At 63.1% G+C, this 18,671-nt stretch carries 15 protein-coding genes; 8 read left to right on the top strand and 7 right to left on the bottom strand.

What is annotated here, in order from left to right; translation table 11 throughout:
• Window positions 1-2 precede the first annotated feature (2 nt).
• The 5 genes from AC0L2P_RS05455 to AC0L2P_RS05435 all read left to right on the top strand — a co-directional run bounded on the left by AC0L2P_RS05455 (window position 3) and on the right by AC0L2P_RS05435 (window position 5,344).
• A complete protein-coding gene (locus AC0L2P_RS05455) occupies window positions 3-1,262 on the top strand; it encodes an ABC transporter substrate-binding protein (protein WP_473500206.1) in 1,260 nt (419 codons plus the stop codon).
• Window positions 1,263-1,499: 237 nt separating this feature from the next.
• Window positions 1,500-2,423: a carbohydrate ABC transporter permease gene (locus tag AC0L2P_RS05450; RefSeq protein WP_473500205.1), complete on the top strand. Its 924-nt coding sequence runs from the start codon at window positions 1,500-1,502 to the stop codon at window positions 2,421-2,423.
• 9 nt (window positions 2,424-2,432) lie between these two features.
• A complete protein-coding gene (locus AC0L2P_RS05445) occupies window positions 2,433-3,272 on the top strand; it encodes a carbohydrate ABC transporter permease (protein ID WP_023718923.1) in 840 nt (279 codons plus the stop codon).
• Window positions 3,269-4,330 (top strand): Gfo/Idh/MocA family protein, encoded by a 1,062-nt coding sequence (locus AC0L2P_RS05440; RefSeq protein ID WP_473500204.1) that lies wholly within the window; start codon window positions 3,269-3,271, stop codon window positions 4,328-4,330. The genes AC0L2P_RS05445 and AC0L2P_RS05440 overlap by 4 nt, the downstream gene beginning before the upstream one ends.
• 15 nt (window positions 4,331-4,345) lie before the next feature.
• Window positions 4,346-5,344: an ABC transporter ATP-binding protein gene (locus AC0L2P_RS05435; protein WP_473500203.1), complete on the top strand. Its 999-nt coding sequence runs from the start codon at window positions 4,346-4,348 to the stop codon at window positions 5,342-5,344.
• Between the two features lie 173 nt (window positions 5,345-5,517).
• Here AC0L2P_RS05435 and AC0L2P_RS05430 read toward each other — a convergent pair whose 3' ends face one another.
• The 5 genes from AC0L2P_RS05430 to AC0L2P_RS05410 all read right to left on the bottom strand — a co-directional run bounded on the left by AC0L2P_RS05430 (window position 5,518) and on the right by AC0L2P_RS05410 (window position 11,726).
• Window positions 5,518-6,363, bottom strand: coding sequence for a fumarylacetoacetate hydrolase family protein (locus AC0L2P_RS05430; RefSeq protein ID WP_473500202.1), 846 nt, complete (start codon window positions 6,361-6,363; stop codon window positions 5,518-5,520).
• A 26-nt stretch (window positions 6,364-6,389) separates the two neighbouring features.
• The gene (locus AC0L2P_RS05425) at window positions 6,390-7,121 is read right to left on the bottom strand and encodes an SDR family oxidoreductase (RefSeq protein WP_473500201.1); all 732 of its coding nucleotides are present in this window, start codon (window positions 7,119-7,121) and stop codon (window positions 6,390-6,392) included.
• A 177-nt stretch (window positions 7,122-7,298) separates the two neighbouring features.
• Window positions 7,299-9,671: an aldehyde dehydrogenase family protein gene (locus tag AC0L2P_RS05420; protein ID WP_473500200.1), complete on the bottom strand. Its 2,373-nt coding sequence runs from the start codon at window positions 9,669-9,671 to the stop codon at window positions 7,299-7,301.
• Between the two features lie 13 nt (window positions 9,672-9,684).
• The gene (gene deoC / locus AC0L2P_RS05415) at window positions 9,685-10,734 is read right to left on the bottom strand and encodes a deoxyribose-phosphate aldolase (protein WP_473500199.1); all 1,050 of its coding nucleotides are present in this window, start codon (window positions 10,732-10,734) and stop codon (window positions 9,685-9,687) included.
• Between the two features lie 164 nt (window positions 10,735-10,898).
• Window positions 10,899-11,726 carry a ferredoxin--NADP reductase gene (locus AC0L2P_RS05410; protein WP_473500198.1) on the bottom strand — a complete coding sequence of 276 codons (828 nt, stop codon included), beginning with the start codon at window positions 11,724-11,726 and terminating at the stop codon, window positions 10,899-10,901.
• A 217-nt stretch (window positions 11,727-11,943) separates the two neighbouring features.
• Here AC0L2P_RS05410 and AC0L2P_RS05405 point away from each other — a divergent pair, with 217 nt between their 5' ends.
• Both AC0L2P_RS05405 and AC0L2P_RS05400 read left to right on the top strand, forming a co-directional pair.
• A complete protein-coding gene (locus tag AC0L2P_RS05405; RefSeq protein WP_473500197.1) occupies window positions 11,944-14,028 on the top strand; it encodes a hydantoinase/oxoprolinase family protein in 2,085 nt (694 codons plus the stop codon).
• A 1-nt stretch (window position 14,029) separates the two neighbouring features.
• Entirely contained in the window at window positions 14,030-15,772 is a 1,743-nt protein-coding gene (locus AC0L2P_RS05400) for a hydantoinase B/oxoprolinase family protein (protein ID WP_473500196.1), read from the top strand.
• A gap of 440 nt (window positions 15,773-16,212) precedes the next feature.
• Here AC0L2P_RS05400 and AC0L2P_RS05395 read toward each other — a convergent pair whose 3' ends face one another.
• Complete coding sequence (locus AC0L2P_RS05395) at window positions 16,213-16,512, bottom strand: DUF1236 domain-containing protein (protein ID WP_352527653.1); 300 nt, start codon at window positions 16,510-16,512, stop codon at window positions 16,213-16,215.
• A 202-nt stretch (window positions 16,513-16,714) separates the two neighbouring features.
• Between AC0L2P_RS05395 and AC0L2P_RS05390 the strand changes: the two genes are divergently transcribed.
• The gene (locus AC0L2P_RS05390) at window positions 16,715-17,350 is read left to right on the top strand and encodes a DUF1236 domain-containing protein (protein WP_473500195.1); all 636 of its coding nucleotides are present in this window, start codon (window positions 16,715-16,717) and stop codon (window positions 17,348-17,350) included.
• A 581-nt stretch (window positions 17,351-17,931) separates the two neighbouring features.
• On the opposite strand, the gene AC0L2P_RS05385 is transcribed toward AC0L2P_RS05390, so the two are convergent.
• Window positions 17,932-18,450 (bottom strand): DUF4142 domain-containing protein, encoded by a 519-nt coding sequence (locus AC0L2P_RS05385; RefSeq protein ID WP_473500194.1) that lies wholly within the window; start codon window positions 18,448-18,450, stop codon window positions 17,932-17,934.
• Window positions 18,451-18,671 lie beyond the last annotated feature (221 nt).

Below are 18,671 nucleotides of genomic sequence, written 5' to 3'. Positions count from 1 at the left end.
GCATGACAAGGAAGCTACTGACGGCACTTCTTCTCGGCACCAGCATTCTCGGCTCCGCCGGGGTGGCTTACGCCGATGACGTAACGCTCAATATCGAAAGCTGGCGCGGCGACGACCTCGCCATCTGGAAGGACAAGCTGATCCCGGCCTTCGAAGCCAAGAACCCGGGCATCAAGGTGGTGTTCGCGCCGTCGGCGCCAACCGAATATGACGCGGCGCTGGGCGCCAAGCTCGCCGCCGGCTCGGCCGGCGACCTGATCACCTGCCGCCCGTTCGACAAGTCGCTGGAACTGTTCAAGAAGGGCAACCTTGCCGATATCTCGACGCTGCCCGGCATGGAGAACTTCTCGCCAGTGGCCAAGGCGGCCTGGCAGACCGACGACGGCAAGGTGAGCTTCTGCGTGCCGATGGCTTCGGTCATCCACGGCTTCATCTACAACAAGGACGCCTTCGACAAGCTCGGCATCAAGGTGCCAACGACCAATGAGGAGTTCTACGCCGCGCTCGACAAGATTAAGGCCGACGGCACCTACATCCCGATGGCGATGGGCACCAAGGACCTCTGGGAAGCCGCGACCATGGGCTATCAGAACATCGGACCGAATTACTGGAAGGGCGAGGAAGGCCGCCTGGCGCTGATCAAGGGCGAGCAGAAGCTCACCGATCCGCAGTGGGTCGAGCCCTTCAAGGAGCTGGCCAAGTGGAAGGACTATCTCGGCGACGGCTTCGAGGCGCAGACTTATCCGGACAGCCAGAACCTGTTCACGCTCGGCCGCGCCGCCATCTACCCGGCCGGCTCGTGGGAAATCGGCCTGTTCAACACGCAGGCGCAGTTCAAGATGGGCGCCTTCCCGCCGCCGGTGCAGAAGGCCGGCGATACCTGCTACATCTCCGACCACACCGACATCGGCATGGGCCTCAATGCGGCTTCGAAGAACGCCGATGCAGCCAAGACCTTCCTGTCCTGGGTGGCCTCGCCGGATTTCGCCACCATCTACGCCAACGCGCTGCCGGGCTTCTTCAGCCTGAACAACACTCCGGTGAAGATGGAAGACCCGCTGGCCCAGGAATTCGTCTCCTGGCGCGGCAAGTGCAAGTCGACGATCCGCTCGACCTACCAGATACTGTCGCGCGGCACGCCGAACCTTGAAAACGAGACGTGGGTTGAATCCGCCAACGTCATCAACGGCACCGACACGCCGGAAGCTGCCGCCAAGAAGCTGCAGGACGGCCTCGACAGCTGGTACAAGCCGGCGAAGTAAAGGCGCGGCGAAGCATTGTCTCCCCCCTTGAGGGGAAATGTCGCCGAAGGCGACAGAGGGGGTAGGTTGAGGCAGGCCACGGCTTGATCGTTGCTGAAGGCACGGTCGAACGACGATGGCGCGCTGCCTCGGCCGACCCCACCCGCCTCGCTTCGCGAGGCTCCCTCCCCTCGAGGGGGAGGGCGGCGCCGTTCCTTTGACGGCAATTGCAAGACCTGATCGGCGGGGACCGAGCGCATGGCCGCAGCACCGAAAAGACCGTTCCGCTGGCATATCGGCGTTTTCCTGGCGCCGGCGTTGCTGGTCTATACGGCGATCATGATCCTGCCGTTGGCCGGCACGCTGCAGCTGTCGCTGTTCCACAACATCAACCAGTCGCAGGTGTTCGTCGGACTGGAAAATTTCCGCATGCTGTTCGGTGATCCCAACTGGTCGGTCAATTTCTGGAACGCGCTCAGGAACAATGTTTGGTTCTTCATCATCCACATGCTGGTGCAGAACCCGATCGGCGTCCTTTTGGCAGCACTTCTGTCGAGCCCCAGGCTGCGGTTTTCCGCCTTCTACCGCACGGCGATCTTCGTGCCGACGATCCTGTCCTTCGTCATCGTCGGCTTCGCCTGGAAGCTGATCCTGTCGCCGCTATGGGGCGTGGCGCCGCACATGATGGACCTTGTCGGCCTGAAAAGCCTGTTCACGCCCTGGCTCGGCAAGGCGCAATATGCGCTGACCGCGCTCAGCCTGATCTCGGTCTGGCAGTTCGTCGGCATCCCGATGATGCTGATCTACGCGGCATTGCTGTCCATTCCCGAAGAGGTGATCGAGGCCGCCGAATGCGACGGCATCACCGGCATGGCGCAATTCTGGAAGATCAAGCTGCCGCTGATCCTGCCGTCGATCGGCATCATCTCGATCCTGACCTTCGTCGGCAATTTCAACGCTTTCGACCTGATCTACACCGCGCAAGGCGCGCTGGCCGGGCCGAACTATTCAACGGATATTCTCGGCACCTTCCTCTACCGCGCCTTCTTCGGTTTCCAGCTGCAGGTCGGCGACCCCAACATGGGCGCGGCGATCGCCACGATGATGTTCCTGATCATCCTCGGCGGCGTCTGCGTTTATCTGTTCCTCGTGCAGACGCGCTTGCGTCGCTATCAGTTTTAGGGGGCGACCATGAGCACCGCAACCCGGTCGCTGCCCCGCACCATCGGCGCCCACGCGATCCTTCTGACCTACACCGCAATCGCGCTGTTTCCGGTGATCCTCGTGATCATGAATTCGTTCAAATCGCGTGCCGGGATCTTCGGCGCGCCGCTGACGCCGCCGACGCCAGGGACCTTCGACCTGATCGGCTACACCACGGTAATTGGCCAGGGCGACTTCATCCATTATTTCCAGAACAGCCTTGTCGTCACCGTCGCCTCGCTGTTCTTCGTGCTTTTGTTCGGCGCCATGGCTGCGTTCGCGCTGTCGGAATACCGCTTCCGCGGCAATTCGCTGATGGGGCTTTACCTGGCGCTCGGCATCATGATCCCGATCCGCCTCGGCACCGTCGCCATCCTGCAGTTGATGGTGGCAAGCGGGCTGGTCAACACGCTGACGGCGCTGATCCTGGTCTACACGGCGCAGGGCCTGCCGCTTGCCGTCTTCATCCTGTCGGAATTCATGAAGCAGGTCTCCGACGATCTGAAGAACGCGGGCCGTATCGACGGCCTGTCCGAATACACGATCTTTTTCCGGCTGGTGCTGCCGCTGGTGCGGCCATCGATGGCGACGGTCGCGGTCTTCACCATGATCCCGATCTGGAACGATCTGTGGTTCCCGCTGATCCTGGCGCCGTCTGAGGAGACCAAGACAGTGACGCTCGGCGCGCAGCTGTTCCTCGGCCAGTTCGTCACCAACTGGAACGCCATTCTGGCCGCCCTGTCGCTGGCGATCATGCCGGTGCTGATCCTCTACGTCATCTTCTCGCGGCAGCTGATCCGCGGCATCACCTCGGGAGCGGTCAAGTGAGTTCGCAACAACCTCTTCGCGTTGTCGTCGCCGGCCTCGGCAATATGGGGCGCAGCCATGCGCTGGCCTATCACACCAATCCGGGATTCCAGATCGCCGCGCTGGTCAACCGCTCCGATGTGCCGCTGCCGGAAGGGCTTTCGACCTACGCCATCCGGCGTTCCTTCGACGAGGCGATGCGCGATGAAAAGCCTGATATCGCTTGTATAGCCACCTATTCCGACAGCCATTCCGATTACGCGGTCAGGGCATTCGAGGCCGGCTGCCACGTCTTCGTCGAAAAGCCGCTGGCAACGACGGTCGCCGACGCAGAACGCGTCGTCGCCGCCGCCAAGGCCAACGGCAGAAAACTGGTGATCGGCTATATCCTGCGCCATCACCCGTCCTGGATCAGGCTGATCGCCGAGGCGCGGAAGCTCGGCGGCCCTTACGTGTTCCGCATGAACCTCAACCAGCAATCCTCAGGCCACACCTGGGAGACGCACAAGCAGCTGATGCAGACGACGTCGCCGATCGTCGATTGCGGAGTGCATTATCTCGACGTGATGCTGCAGATCACCGACGCCAGGCCGGTCGAGGTGCGCGGCATGGGGCTGCGGCTGAGCGAAGAGATCGCGCCGTCGATGTACAATTACGGGCACCTGCAGGTGCTGTTCGACGACGGCTCGGTCGGCTGGTACGAGGCCGGCTGGGGGCCGATGATTTCGGAGACGGCTTTCTTCGTGAAAGACGTGATCTCGCCCAATGGCTGCGTCTCGATCGTCATGAAGGAGGGCGTCAGGTCCGACGACATCGACACCCACACCAAGACCTCGACCATCCGTCTGCACAGTGCCGCGACCGGCGCGGACGGCAAGTTCGCCAAACCGGACGAGATGCTGTCGATGCAAGGCGAGCCCGGCCATCAGGACCTCTGCGACCTGGAACAGGCGTTTGTGCTGAAGGCGATCCGCGAGGATCTGGACCTGACCCGTCACATGGACGACGCGGTGAAATCGCTCGCCGTCTGCCTTGCCGCCGACGAGAGCGTGCGCAGCGGCCTCGCCGTGAAACTCTAGAACAGGGACGACGCCGTGGGCTCGCTGAACATCGAGAACGTGAAAAAGGCCTTCGGGCCGGTCGAGGTGCTGAAGGGCATCAACCTCGAGGTGACGGATGGCGAGTTCGTCGTCTTCGTCGGTCCATCCGGCTGCGGCAAGTCGACGCTGCTCAGGGTCATCGCCGGGCTGGAGGACTCGACCTCGGGCCGCGTGGTGATCGACGGCGCGGACGTCTCCGCAACGCCGCCGGCCAAGCGCGGCATCGCCATGGTATTCCAGACCTATGCGCTGTATCCGCATCTGACGGTGAAGAACAATATGGGCCTCGGCCTCAAGCAGGCGGGCACGCCGGCGGCCGAGATCGACCGCCGCATCGGCATCGCCTCCTCGATGCTGTCGCTGGAGCCCTATCTCGCCAGGCGCCCGGCCGAGCTCTCCGGCGGCCAGCGCCAGCGCGTCGCCATCGGCCGCGCCGTGGTGCGTGAGCCCAAGCTTTTTCTTTTCGACGAGCCATTATCGAACCTCGATGCCGCGCTGCGCGTCAACACCAGGCTGGAAATCGCGCAATTGCACCGCCGGCTGAAGGCGACGATGATCTATGTCACCCACGACCAGGTCGAGGCGATGACGCTGGCCGACAAGATCGTGGTCCTCAATGCGGGCAGGATCGAGCAGATCGGCGGCCCGATGGAGCTTTACAATTCGCCGGCAAATGAGTTCGTCGCCGGTTTCATCGGCTCACCGAAGATGAATTTCGTCGACGGCGCCAGGCTCGGCGAAACGGCAAAGACCATCGGAGTCCGGCCCGAACATTTGACGGTCGATGCCAAATCCGGCGCCTGGAAAGGTACGGTCGTGCATGCCGAGCATCTCGGCGCCGACACTAATCTCTATCTCGACTGCGAGAAAGCCGGCCTGATCACCGTGCGTATCTTCGGCGTCTACAACGCCGAACCGGGAGCCACGCTCTACGCGACGCCGGATCCGGCGAAGACATACCGGTTTGGAGCCGATGGCAAGGTGTTGAAGTAGGATTAGCGAGGCGCGGTCTTGCCTTCTCCCCTTGTGGGAGAAGGTGGATCGGCGCGCAGCGCCGAGACGGATGAGGGGTGTTCCAGCGGAGTGAGACGTTGGCGTTCCCTGGAACACCCCTCATCCGTCGCCTTCGGCGACACCTTCTCCCACAAGGGGAGAAGGGAACGCTGCTACGCGTCAGCCTTGAAAGTCTGCTTCTGCTGACCGAGTCCCTCGATGCCGAGCTCGACGACGTCGCCGGGCTTCAGGAACATCGGCGGCTTCATGCCGAGGCCGACACCGGGCGGCGTGCCGGTCGAGATGATGTCGCCGGGGCGCAGCGACATGAACTGGCTGAGATAGGAGACGAGATAAGCGACGCCGAAGACCATGGTCTTGGTCGAGCCGTTCTGCATGGTCTTGCCGTTGACCGTCAGCCACATCGGGATGTTCTGCGGGTCCTTGACCTCGTCCTTGGTCACCAACCACGGGCCGATCGGCCCGAACGTGTCGCAGCTCTTGCCCTTGGTCCACTGGCCCTGGCGCTCGGCCTGGAAGGCGCGCTCGGAGACGTCATGCGCGACGCAGTAGCCGGCGACATAGTCCAGCGCCTCGGCCTCGGTGACATATTTAGCGGTCTTGCCGATGACCACGCCGAGCTCGACTTCCCAGTCGGTCTTGACCGAGCCGCGCGGGATCAGCACGTCGTCGTTCGGCCCGACAATAGCCGAGCTTGCCTTCATGAAGATGATCGGCTCCGGCGGCACGGTGGCGCCGGTTTCGGCGGCGTGGTCGGAATAGTTGAGGCCGATGCAGATGAATTTGCCGGTGCCGGCGACGCAGGCGCCGATCCGCGGCTTGCCGGAAACCGCCGGCAGCGATTTCACATCGAGCTTCGACAATGTCTCGAGCGATGCCGGGTCAAGCGCCTTGCCGGCAATGTCGGTGATATGGGCGGAGAGGTTGCGGATCGTTCCATCGGCATCGAGCAGGCCGGGGCGTTCGCTCCCCGCTTCGCCATAGCGCAGCAGTTTCATAGCATTCTCCTTGATTTGAGATGAGCTTAGATCGACCAGCCACCGTCGATATTATAAGCCTGCCCCGACGTATAGGTGGCGCCGGCCAGATAGACGGCGAGATCGGCGATTTCCTCGGGTGTGCCGAGCCGGCCCATCGGCTGGCGGGCGATGAAGGCGGCGCGGGCTGCCTCGTAGTCGCCCTGCGCATGCATGCGGTCCTGCAGCGACGGGCTTTCGACTGTACCCGGGCAGATCGCGTTGCAGCGTATGCCCTTGCCGACATAGTCGGCGGCGACCGATTTGGTCAGGCCGATGACGGCCGCCTTGGTCAGTCCGTAAACGAAACGGTTCGGTACGCCCTTGGTCGAACTGGCCAGCGACGCCATGTTGATGATCGAGCCGTCGCCGCGCTCCAGCATGCCGGGCAGCACGGCGCGGATGGTGCGGATCATCGAGCGGACATTGAGATCATAGGCAAAGTCGAGATCGCCGTCCTTCATCTCGAGGATCGAGCCGGAATGGACGAAGCCGGCGCAGTTGAACAGCACGTCGACGGCGCCGATCTCGGCAAAAGCGGCGTTCACCGCCTCGTCGTTCAGCACATCCAGCTTGCGGGTCTTGATACCGGGCGTCTTGCCGAGGTCGGCGAGCGCCACCTCGTTGATGTCGGTGGCGTGGACGACGGCGCCTGCCTTGGCGAAAGCCAGCGCGCTCGCCCGGCCGATACCTTGCGCCGCCGCCGTGACGACAACGATTTTGCCTGTCAGATCCGCCATGCTTTTCTCCTCGCCCGTCCGTGATCGTTCGGCTTCTTACCGGCACAAGGCGGGGGCGCAATGTGCCAGACGGGCACTAGCATCCCGCCTGTTTCGATATCCCCCTGTCGGCCAAATGTTTTTTCTCGGTAAAGAACATCTTTTGGCCCGTCAAGCCCGGACGCCCTTCCGGGACACTCAGTCGCCGTAGGGCACCCAGACGTTCTTGACCTCGATCGCACGGCGCAGCAGGGCATCGCCGGCTGCTTCGCTCGATGCCCAGTCGAGGCTGTGGCCGTTGCCGGTCCAGACGCGCTTGAGATTGCCGATGGACTCGGCTTCCGCCTTGGCGCAAGTCTCGGCATCGGCGAATACCCAAAGCCCGTCGACATCGTCATGCTTGGCCAGCACGCCGGCGAGTTCGGCGCACCGGCCTGTGACAATATTGATGGCGCCCGCCGGAACGTCGGAATATTCGATAACCTGATAGAGGTCGGTGGCAAGCAGCGGATATCTTTCGGATGGTACCGCGACCACGGTGTTGCCCATGGCGAGCGCCGGCGCAACCAGCGAGATCAGGCCAAGCAAAGGTGCGTTGTCCGGCGCGACGATACCGACGACCCCGACCGGTTCGTGTAGCGCCAGCGTGACGGTGCGTGCCGGCGGCTGGTGGACGCGGCCCTCGAATTTGTCAGCCAGGCCGGCATAGAGGAACAGGCGCTCGATCGACAGCTCGACCTCTTCACGCGCGGCCTTGGCGGTCGCGCCCCGGAGCTGGGTCAAACGGGCGGCAAACTCGTCGGCGCGGCCGGAAAGGTTTTCGGCCAGGTAGTAGAGCACCTGGCTGCGGTTGTAGGCGGTCGCCTCCGGCCAGCCTTTGCAGGCGCGCGCGGCCGCGACGGCGTCACGGATATCCTTGCGGTTGCCGAGGCCGACCTCGCCGGCAAGCTTGCCCTTGGCAGTGGCGACGGCGAAGGAATAATTGCCGTCCGGCCGGACCTGCTTGCCGCCGATGAACAGCTTCGCCGTGCGGTCGATGGCGCTGCTTTCCGATCGCTCGACGGGCTGGGCGGTGGCCACAGCCGGTTTGATGACCGGGCCGAGCGGCAGTTTTGCCGAGAGATATTCGAACATGCCCTCGCGCCCGCCTTCGCGGCCAAAGCCGCTCTCGCGGTAACCGCCGAAGCCGCAGGCGGCATCGAACATATTGGTGCCGTTGACCCAGACGACGCCGGCCTTCAGTTGCGGTGCGACGTGCAGGGCAAGGTTGATGTTCTCGCTCCACACCGAAGCGGCCAGGCCGTAGCGTGTGTTGTTGGCGAGCTCGACCGCTTCCTCGGTGTTGCGGAAGGTCATGGTGGCAAGCACCGGCCCGAACACCTCTTCCTGTGCCAGGATGTTAGCCGGCGAAACACCTGTCGCCAGCGTCGGCAGATGGTAATAGCCCGAGGCGGGCAGTGCCGAGTCCGGCTGCCAGCAGATCGCGCCCTGATTGGCGCCTTCGGCGATTAGGCCCTTGACGCGATCGAGCTGGGTCAAGTCGACCAGCGGGCCGATATCGGTGTTCTTGTCGAGCGGGCTGCCGACGCGCAGCCGGCTCATCCGCGTCTTGACCTTGGCGATGAAGGCGTCGGCGATGCCTTCCTGCACCAGAAGGCGCGAGCCGGCACAGCACACCTGGCCCTGGTTGAACCAGATGCCGTCGACCAGACCCTCGACGGCGCTGTCGAGGTCGGCATCCTCGAACACGACGAAGGCCGACTTGCCGCCAAGCTCCAGCGACAGTTTCTTGCCCGACCCGGCCGTGGCCTTGCGGATGATCTTGCCGACCTCGGACGAACCGGTGAAGGCGATCTTCTGGATGCCGGGATGGTTGACGATGGCCGCGCCTGCCTCCGGGCCGCCCTGGACGATGTTGACGACGCCCTTCGGCACGCCGGCGCGCTCGCAGATTTCGGCGAAGAGGATCGCGGTGAGCGGCGTGAATTCCGCTGGTTTAAGCACCACGGTGCAGCCTGCGGCGAGCGCCGGCGCGATCTTCCAGGCCAGCATCAAGAGCGGGAAATTCCAGGGGATAATCTGGCCGACGACGCCGACGCCCTTATGGCCGGGAAAATCCCTGTCCAGCGCCTGCGCCCAGCCTGCATGATGGATGAAATGACGGATCGCCAGCGGCACGTCGATGTCGCGGCTTTCGCGGATCGGCTTGCCGTTGTCGATTGTCTCAAGCACAGCGAACAGCCGCTGGTGGCGCTGCATGGCGCGGCCGATGGCATAGAGCACTTTGGCGCGTTGATAACCGCTGCTGGCGCTCCATTTAGGCAGCGCTTTTGTGGCGGCCGAAACGGCCGCCTCGATATCGGTGGCACCGGCATCCGACACTTTGGCCAGCAATTTGCCGGAGGCGGGATCGCTGGTGTCGAAGGTCTTGCCTCCGCTGGCTGCCTTCCAGTCGCCGCCGATGAACAGGGCTTTGCCGAAGTCCCGCGCGGCAAGCCACGCATCGGCCTCGTTGCGGGCCTCCGGCGCCGGGCCGTAATCCATTGCGTGATAGCGTTCGAGAATGTTCATGGCGCGCTCCGAATCACGCCATCGCGTGGCGATGATTGGCCGAGTAGTGGCCTGTCAGATGATGCTCGAGCTGGCGCTCGATGTCGGTCAAAAGGCTCGATGCTCCGAAGCGGAACAACTCCGGCTCCAGCCACGGCCGGCCAAGCTCTTCCTTCATCAGCACCAGCCAATCGAGCGAGGCTTTTGCCGTGGAAATGCCACCGGCCGGCTTGAAGCCGATGAGATAGCCGGTTTCCTCGAAATAGGCGCGGATGGCGCGCACCATGGCAAGGCCAACCGGCAGCGTCGCGTTGACGCTTTCCTTGCCGGTCGAGGTCTTGATGAAATCCGCCCCCGCCATCATAGCCACCATCGAGGCGAGCATGACGTTGCGCAGCGTCGCGAGGTCGCCGGTGCCGAGGATCACCTTCAGATGCGCCTCGCCGCAAGCGGCGCGCATCGAGACAATCTCGTTATAGAGCTCCTGCCATTTCGCCCCGAATACCAGGCCGCGCGGGATGACGACGTCGATCTCGTCGGCGCCGTCCCGGATCGATGCTTCGATCTCCTGCAGACGTGTCGAAAGCGGTGCAAGGCCATGCGGGAAAGCCGTGGAAACGGCGGCGACATGGACGCCGCTGCCGCGCAGCGCCTCGACGGCAGTGGCGACGAAGGGATGATAGACGCAGACCGCCGCCGGGCGGATATTTTCACCTGATATGCCGAGCCCCTCGGCAATGTCGCGGCGGAACGGGTTGACCGCCTTGGCACAGAGCCGGCGCACGCGCTCTTCCGTGTCATTCGAGTTCAGCGTCGTCAGGTCCATGCAGGCGACGGCGCGCAGCAGCCAGGCGGCCTGGTTATCGGCCTTGATCGAGCGTCTTTTGGCCAAGCTGGCGACGCGGCGTTCCAGCGCCGAGCGGTTGACGCCGCGCATCGATTCCATGAAGCCGAGATCGAGCCTCATGCCGGGATTGCGAGCAATGCCATGGGCTTGCGGCACCGGCGCATTGGCGGCGGCGCGCGCCGGCAGCGGCGTGATCTTGGACGTGCCGAGATCGGCTTCGCGGATTGTGCTGCTCATCTCCTGCCCCTTGTTCAGCGACTTATGCCGAAGATAGACCGTGAAGCGGCGCTTCACGAGTCCCTCAAGCGGTCATAGCGGAAAAAGGCAGTCAAGGCAGCCGATCTTTGACCCGTATGGTCAAAATCAGGGTCGCAAACGAATGGACCCTGAACTGCCGCGTCTCAGCCGACGAAGGCGCGCTCGACGACGAAGCTTGCCGGATGATGCAGCGAGCCTTCCTGGAAGCCGAGGCTTTCGGCCAGTTCCTTGACGTCCTTGAGCATATGCATCGAGCCGCAGATCATGATGCGGTCGCTCTCTGGATTGAGCTTGTCGATGCCGAGATCGGTGTAGAATTTGCCCGAGCCGATCAGCGCGGTGATGCGGCCCATGCATTCGGAGGTCTCACGCGTCGTCGAATTGTAGAGCGTGACGCGGCCGCCGGTCAGTTCGCCAATCAGCGGATCGTTCTCAAGTGCGGCCACCAATTTCTGGCCGTAGGTGAGTTCGGCCTTGTCGCGGCAGGTGTGGGTCAGGATTACCTGCTCGAACTTCTCATAGGTGTCGGGGTCGCGCAGCAGGCTGGCGAAGGGTGCAATGCCGGTGCCGGTCGAAATCATGAACAGGCGCTTGGCCGGCGTCAGCGCGTCGACCACCAGCGTGCCGGTCGACTTCTGCCGCATGATGACCGTGTCGCCGACCTCAATCTGCTGCAGCTCCGAGGTCAACGGGCCATCCGGCACCTTGATCGAGAAGAATTCCAGCTCGTCGTCCCAGGACGGGCTGGCAATCGAATAGGCACGGAACACCGGCTTCTCGGCATTGGGAAGGCCGATCATGACGAACTCGCCGGAGCGGAAGCGCAGCGACTGCGGCCGGGTGATGCGGAACGAAAACAGCCGGTCGGTATAGTGCTTCACCGAGACCACGGTTTCGGCATAGACATTGGCCGGTATCGGGAACTGCAACGGCCGGGCGCCGGCGGTGTTGAACGCGGATGTGGTGTTCATCAAACCTAACCTTCTGGACCAGCTCAGCGCCGGCGCCAAACCTTCACCTGCGCGCCCGAACCTGTCAGGTTCCGGCGTACCGTTTGCACACTCCGAAGCGGTAAGCTCTTGTGTCCGGAATTTATTAGTATACAAACGATATTGCGTCAAGACGCCGCCGTAAAACAGCTTTCCAAACTGAGGCATGTAAGCAGTTCGGGCATTTCGGGTTTCGACAATGGAACAGAATTTTTCGGCGCAAGCTCTGGATTCGACGGGCAGCGTCGTTGCCGGCATCGATGTCGGCGGAACCTTTACCGACCTGCTTCTGATCGACGGCCATGACGGTGGCCGGGTGCATATCGGCAAGACGCCAACCACGGCCGACAACCAGGCCTTCGGCGTCGTTGCAGCACTTGGTGCCACCGGCTTTCCCGTCGACGGCATCGACCTCATCGTGCACGGCACGACGACCACGACCAATGCGGTGCTGGAGCGCCGGCTGGCAAAGACTGGCATGATCACCACGCGCGGTTTTCGCGACGTGATCGAGCTTGGCCGGCGGACAAGGCCGCAACCCTATGGCATGACAGGCACCTTCGTGCCGATCATCCCGCGCAATCTGCGGCTCGAAGTGTCGGAGCGCGTCGAAGCCTCGGGCGCGGCGCGCATCCCGCTCGACGAGGCCGAGATGCGGGCAGCGATTTCACAACTGATCGTGGCCGGCTGCGAATCACTGGTCATCCATTTCCTGCATTCCTACGCCAATCCGGCGCATGAGCGGCGCGCCGCCGAGATCGCCGCCGAGCTTTGGCCGAACGGCTACATCACGACAGGCCATGCGCTGCTTTCGGAAGCGCGCGAATTCGAGCGCGGCGTGACCGCTTCGGTCAACGCCTCGGTGCAGCCGATCCTCGAACGCTATGTCGAGCGGCTGCGCAAGGAACTGGCGTCAAAAGGCTACGCCCGCGACTTCCTGATCATGAACGGCAATGGCGGCATGATCTCGGCCCGCTTTGTCACACGTGAGTCGGCCAAGACCGTCATGTCCGGCCCCGCCTCCGGCGTCATTGCCGCCGCCTACACCGGCAAACGCGCCGGGTTCGAAAACCTGGTCACCTACGACATGGGCGGCACCTCGACCGACGTGGCGCTGATCCGCAACGCCGAGCCTGCGGTGTCGAACGAGATCGAGATCGAATATGCGATGCCGATCCATGTGCCGATGGTGGCGGTGCATACGGTCGGCGCCGGCGGCGGCTCGATCGCCCGCGTCGATGCAGCCGGCCTGATCCAGATCGGCCCGGAAAGCGCCGGCGCCGATCCCGGGCCGATCTGCTACGGCCGCGGCGGCTTGGAGCCGACCATCACCGACGCCAATCTGGTGCTCGGCCGCCTGGCGCCGAAAAAGCTGCTTGCGGTACAAAACCCGGTCACCGCCGAACATGTCACTGGCATATTCGAGGACAGGATCGGCCGCGCCACCGGCCTGTCCGGCGTCGAGGCGGCGGGTGCGGTGCTGCGGCTGGGCAACGTCAAGATGGCCGGCGCCATCCGCATGGTGTCGGTGTCGCGCGGCCATGATCCGCGCGATTTCGCGCTGTTCGCCTTTGGTGGCGCCGGGCCGCTGCATGCGACGGCATTGGCGCGCGAACTGGGCTTGCCGAAAGTGCTGGTACCGGCGCGGCCGGGCATCACCAATGCGCTCGGCTGCGTCGTCGCCGATCTCAGGCACGATTTCGTCAACACGGTCAACCAGCCGGTGGCCAGTCTCGATGAACCTCAACTCCGCGAGATATTGGAACGGCACCGAAACGAAGGCGAGGAGCTGATCGGCAAGGAAGCGGTGAAGCCGGAGATGATCCGCGTCACCCATTCCGCCGACATGCAGTTCGTCGGCCAGACCCACATCATCAATGTGCCGCTGCCGTCGTCTGCGGTGACGCGCGAGGTACTGCAGCAACTGTTCGAGAGGGCCTATTTCGCCCGCTTCAAGGTCGAGTTACCCGAGATCCGCGCCAATCTGGTCAATCTCAACACCTCGGTGACCGGCGTGCGGCCGGCTATCGATCTGTCCCGGCTGATCGACCCGGCTGGTCGCGCCAAAACGGTCGACGAGGCGCGGCGCGAAATCCGGCCGGTCTGGTATGGCGGGCGCTGGCATGACACGCCGGTCTACACCAGGGAGAAACTGCCGCTCGACGCAACAATCGAGGGTCCGGCGATCCTCGAACAGATGGACGCCACCACGGTGCTCGAGCCTGGCGACCGGGCGCGCTCGGACGCCGATGGCAACATCATCATCGATATCGGTGAGGCCTGAGATGGCAGACCTCGATACTATTACGCTTTCGGTCCTCCAGGCGGCACTGCAGCAGGTCTGCGACGAAATGGACCTGACGTTTTCGCGCGCCGCTTTCTCGCCTGTTATCGCCGAGGCCAATGACCGCTCCGACGGTATCTATTCGGCGCTCGACGGTTCGCTGATTGCGCAAGGCAGCCAGGGCCTGCCGGTGTTCGTCGGCGTCATGCAATATTCTACCAAAACGGTGATCGAGATGATCGCCGAGGGCCGCTGCCTGCCGCCCGAGCCGGGCGATATCTACATCGTCAACGATCCCTATCTCGGCGGCACCCATCTGATGGATGTGCGCTTCGCCATGCCGGTCTATCGCGACGGAAAGATTTTCTGCTGGCTATCGAACACCGGCCACTGGCCCGACATCGGCGGTTCGGTGCCGGGCGGCTTCTCCGCATCGGCAACGGCGGTCGAGCAGGAAGGCTTGCGGCTGCCGCCGGTGAAGCTGTTCAAGAAGGGCGTGCTCGATCGCGAAATCTACGCCATTATCTGCTCGAACATCAGGGTTGCCGACCAGCGCATCGGCGACGTCCGGGCGCAGGCAGCGGCACTGCTGATCGGCCAAGACCGGCTCAACGGAATTCTGGATCGTTACGGAGATGAAACGGTTGTCGATGCGATCGCCGAATTGCGGCGCCGCGCCGCTGAACAGATGCGCGTCAACATATCAGCCATTCCCGATGGCATCTACCGCTCGCAGGCCTTCGTCGATTCCGACGGCGTGGTCAACGAGCCGCTGACCATCGCGCTTGCGGTGGAGAAACAGGGCGATACGCTGACCTTCGACTTCTCCGGTTCGTCAAAGCCCTGCGCCGGGCCGATGAACAGCGTTCTGGCGACGACCTTGTCTTCGGTCTATCTCGCCATGCGCCACGTTTTCCCGGACGTGCCGATCAGCGCCGGTGCCTTCGAACCGCTGATCGTCAAGCGGCCGGAAGGCACCTTCCTCGACGCCAAATATCCGCGCCCGGTGTCGGGCTGCGCGGCCGAGGTTTCGCAGCGCATTGCCGAGGCGGTGTTCGCGGCGATGGTGCAGGCGCTGCCGGACAAAGTGACGGCGGCGCCGGCCGGCTCCAGCGGCAATTTCGCGCTCGGCGGCAACGATCCGGCCCGCGACCGCGATTATGTCATGTACCAGATCTCCGGCGGCGGCTATGGCGGCAATGCCGGTCACGACGGCCTGACCAATGGCTGCTCGACCATCGGCATCTCCAAGTCGCCGCCGGTCGAAATCATGGAGCAGGCTTTTCCGGTGCTCTACCGCCATTATGCTCTGCGCGAAGGCTCGGGCGGCGCCGGCAGGCATCGCGGCGGGTTTGGGCTCGCCTATGAAGTCGAGATCCTGCGCGGCGACGCCCGCGCCTCCTTCGTCATGGACCATGGCCGCTTCGGCCCGCAGGGCGCGCTCGGCGGCAAGGACGGCGCGGTCAACACGGTGACCGTGTTCCGCGACGGCGAAGCCCATGTGCCGCCGCACCTCTCCAAGGAGCAGGACATCGCGCTGAAGGCAGGCGACCGCGTGCGCGTCGGCACGCCGGGCGGCGGCGGCTACGGCGATCCATTGCAGCGTGATCCGGAACTGGTCGCTCGCGATGTGAAACTGGGCTATTACACGCCCGCAGAAGCCGGCGAAAAGTTCGGCGTCGCTCTCTCGGCGGATGGATTGGGGATCGACCGGGCCGCCACGGAAAAGAGGCGCGCCGGCTGACGACGCCGGCCCCGGATTCCGTCATTGCGGTCAACGATCAGTTGCAGTGATCCAGCCTAGCGACCAGCCGGTCGTCGGAATGATACGCACGATGACAACGGCAACCATGACTGAGGTCTCGAAGCGCTGATAGCCGTAGCGGATGGCGAGGTCGCCGAGACCGCCGGCGCGGAAGCGTTGCGAGCATCATCGGAAATGCTGATCGCCAGATGAAAGCGCCGGATTTCCCCTCAAATAAGATGCCCGGAAATATTCTCTCAAAGTTTCTGGCCTTTGGCGAGCACAGGACGCTGCCGTGTGGCTGCTGACTTGGACTATGAAGCCCGCCGTCTATCGGAACGGCGGGCCTTCTGCGTGCGAATGCCCGGCACGGGCAGCAGTTTGGGATGTCGACAATGGACGGCGCGCCGCATGTCCCTTCAAAGAACGACGCGCATTGCTCACTGGATGACCTTCACGATCCTGCGTGTGCCCGGATCGACCAGGACGGTCTGGTTGTCGACGACGACGTAGCGGTATTTGACGTTGGGAACTTCATGAAGTTCGACGGTGTCGGGCAGGGTCGAGCCGACATTGAGCTCCACGCCGGGGAGTTGGACGGACGCCAGAGGCTGCTTTTTCACATACTCCCGTACGACCGTCTCCTGCTGCGGTTCGATGACCACATCCTGGGCGGCGGCGGCGCCGACACCCGCAAGCAGCAAGAACCCGGCCGCGGCCGCGGAAAGATGCATTCTCATGATTGTCTCCTTTCCTCGTGAGCCACCTCTGCGCTGCGCCGCGTCATGCTGTTCGCAGCGGGGTCGCTATGCCGGTAACGTCATCGGGTGGAGCTTGTTCCGCCAATCGGATCGTTTGCCGCTTCGCTCCATTGGTTTGGAACAAAGTTTTTTAGCCGCAGTTTTAGGCGGTGAAGGGACGCATTTTCCAAGGAGATTTCTCATGAAAGGCGTTCTGATCACCAGCATGCTAGCAATCAGCGTCAGCTGCGGAGCTGCACTTGCCCAGACGCAGCAGTCGACCGACGACCAGTCCGGCGCCAATTGCGCAGCCGGCACTGCCAATTGCCCAAGCGGCGCCAAGACGCAGGCTCAAGGCAAGGCCGGCGCCACGACTGAACAGCAGGCCACAGGCAACACCAAGATGAAGACGGACGAGCAAGTCCAAGGCAAGGCTGGAACTACCACCACCGAGCAGGCCCAGGGCGGAACCAAGATGCAAACCGACCAGCAGGCTCAGGGTAAGACTGGGACCACGACTACAAATCAGGCCCAGGCTAATACGTCTACCCAGCAGGACCAGAGTTCGACCGCTTCCATCAGCAATGTGACCGTTGAACAGAAAACCCAGATCACTCAGGTCATCAAGGAAACGAACGTCCAACCCGTTTCCAGCGTCGATTTCGACATCTCCGTCGGTGTCGAGGTGCCGCGGAAGAAGGTTCGGCTGCATCGTCTGCCGGCGCGCATCGTCAAGATCGTTCCGGCTTACGAAAATTACGAGTATTTCGTGCTGGCCGACGGACGGATCGTCATCGTCGATCCCAATACCTATAAGATCGTGGTTATCCTGAGCTAGTTGTGACTAGACGGTCTACAGTGGGTTGATTACACCAAAAGTCCGCCGCGCAACTCGGGCGGCGGGCTTTTTCATACCCGGCTCCAGCGTCTGCAAATCGCAAATCAAGGTCCGTCCCCGGCGCGGGGAGTGAGCATGGTCCGATCGACGGTGTCGGGCAGGCACGGAGCTGGCACGCAGCTTGTCCGGACTGACGCGGTGGTCGTAGCATCGATATCCGTGACGAGCACCATTCGCGCGTAGTGCCCCGGCCACAGCGGTTCTCCAAACAAGATGAAGATGCCGCCAACCATTAGCGCCAGCAACAAGAGTGCCGTTGCGTTTGCAAATATCTCGCCGTAGCGCATTGAGGTAACCTGTCCTGGCCGGAAGGCGGATTCAGCCTGTCACAGCGGCAATCGGGACGGTGCCGAAACCAAGCGCTGCTGCGCTTGGCGTCTCGCGAATGCCGCGTTCCATTGGGTACCCCCGGAATGAGCAATAGCGGCACTCTCGGTCCTTTGTTCCCGGCCCGCGACGACAGCCGCTTCATTCATGCCGAGGTGTTTCCGTCGGCGAAAAACTGCAGGCGGTCTTCGCTCTCATTGATGCGCGGCAGCGAGATCCTTCACGTGACGTTCGTGCATTTGCAGCACCGGCAGCGTCTTTTTGGCAAACTCCTTCATTGCCGGATCGTCGCCGGAATTTGCGTAAGCGGAAAACAGCGCCACCGCTTCCTTATGCGCCTGGGTCTGCATGTCGATATATTTCGATTGGAAGCTGTCCCCGCTGGCCTCCTTGAGTTGGTCGAGCAGCGCCTGGTGCTTGGTGTCCAGCGGCGAGCCCGCCGGCGCGGTGGCAGAAGTCGTCTGACCCTTGCTGAGCGCCACCTTGAAGTCCTCTGCGGCCTTGGTATGGTCCGTGACCATTCGCGTTGCGAAGGCCTTCACATCGTCGGCCGTCGCCTGCGTCCGCGCAAGTCGGCTCGACTCGATTTCAAATGTATTGGCAACGGGCACGGTCTTGACGAACGTCGCGGTGTCAACCTTGCTCATGGTGTCGGTCGTCAAAGGCGTCACCGTCGCCGATTGGGCAAAAGCAGCCAAAGGCGCGCCGGCCATCATCGCTGCCGCAGTGATGGATAGAAGTGTTTTCATGGGGGTTCTCCGAGGCTGATGTCATCCCTCCGATGGTTCAACGCGGAAGCTGCGGCGAGGTTGCCTGGTCGTGGGGGGGGGGGGCCCCCCCCCCCCCCCCCCACCAGACTGTGGGATTGTGAAAAAAAACAACCCGGCGCGGCAAGAGAGCAAACAACAGACCAAAACACAAACGCGCCGCAAAA

Source organism: Mesorhizobium sp. WSM4836, from assembly GCF_055811815.1.
Note: the sequence above shows the minus strand (reverse complement) of the source record. Positions and strands in the feature narration are given on the sequence as shown.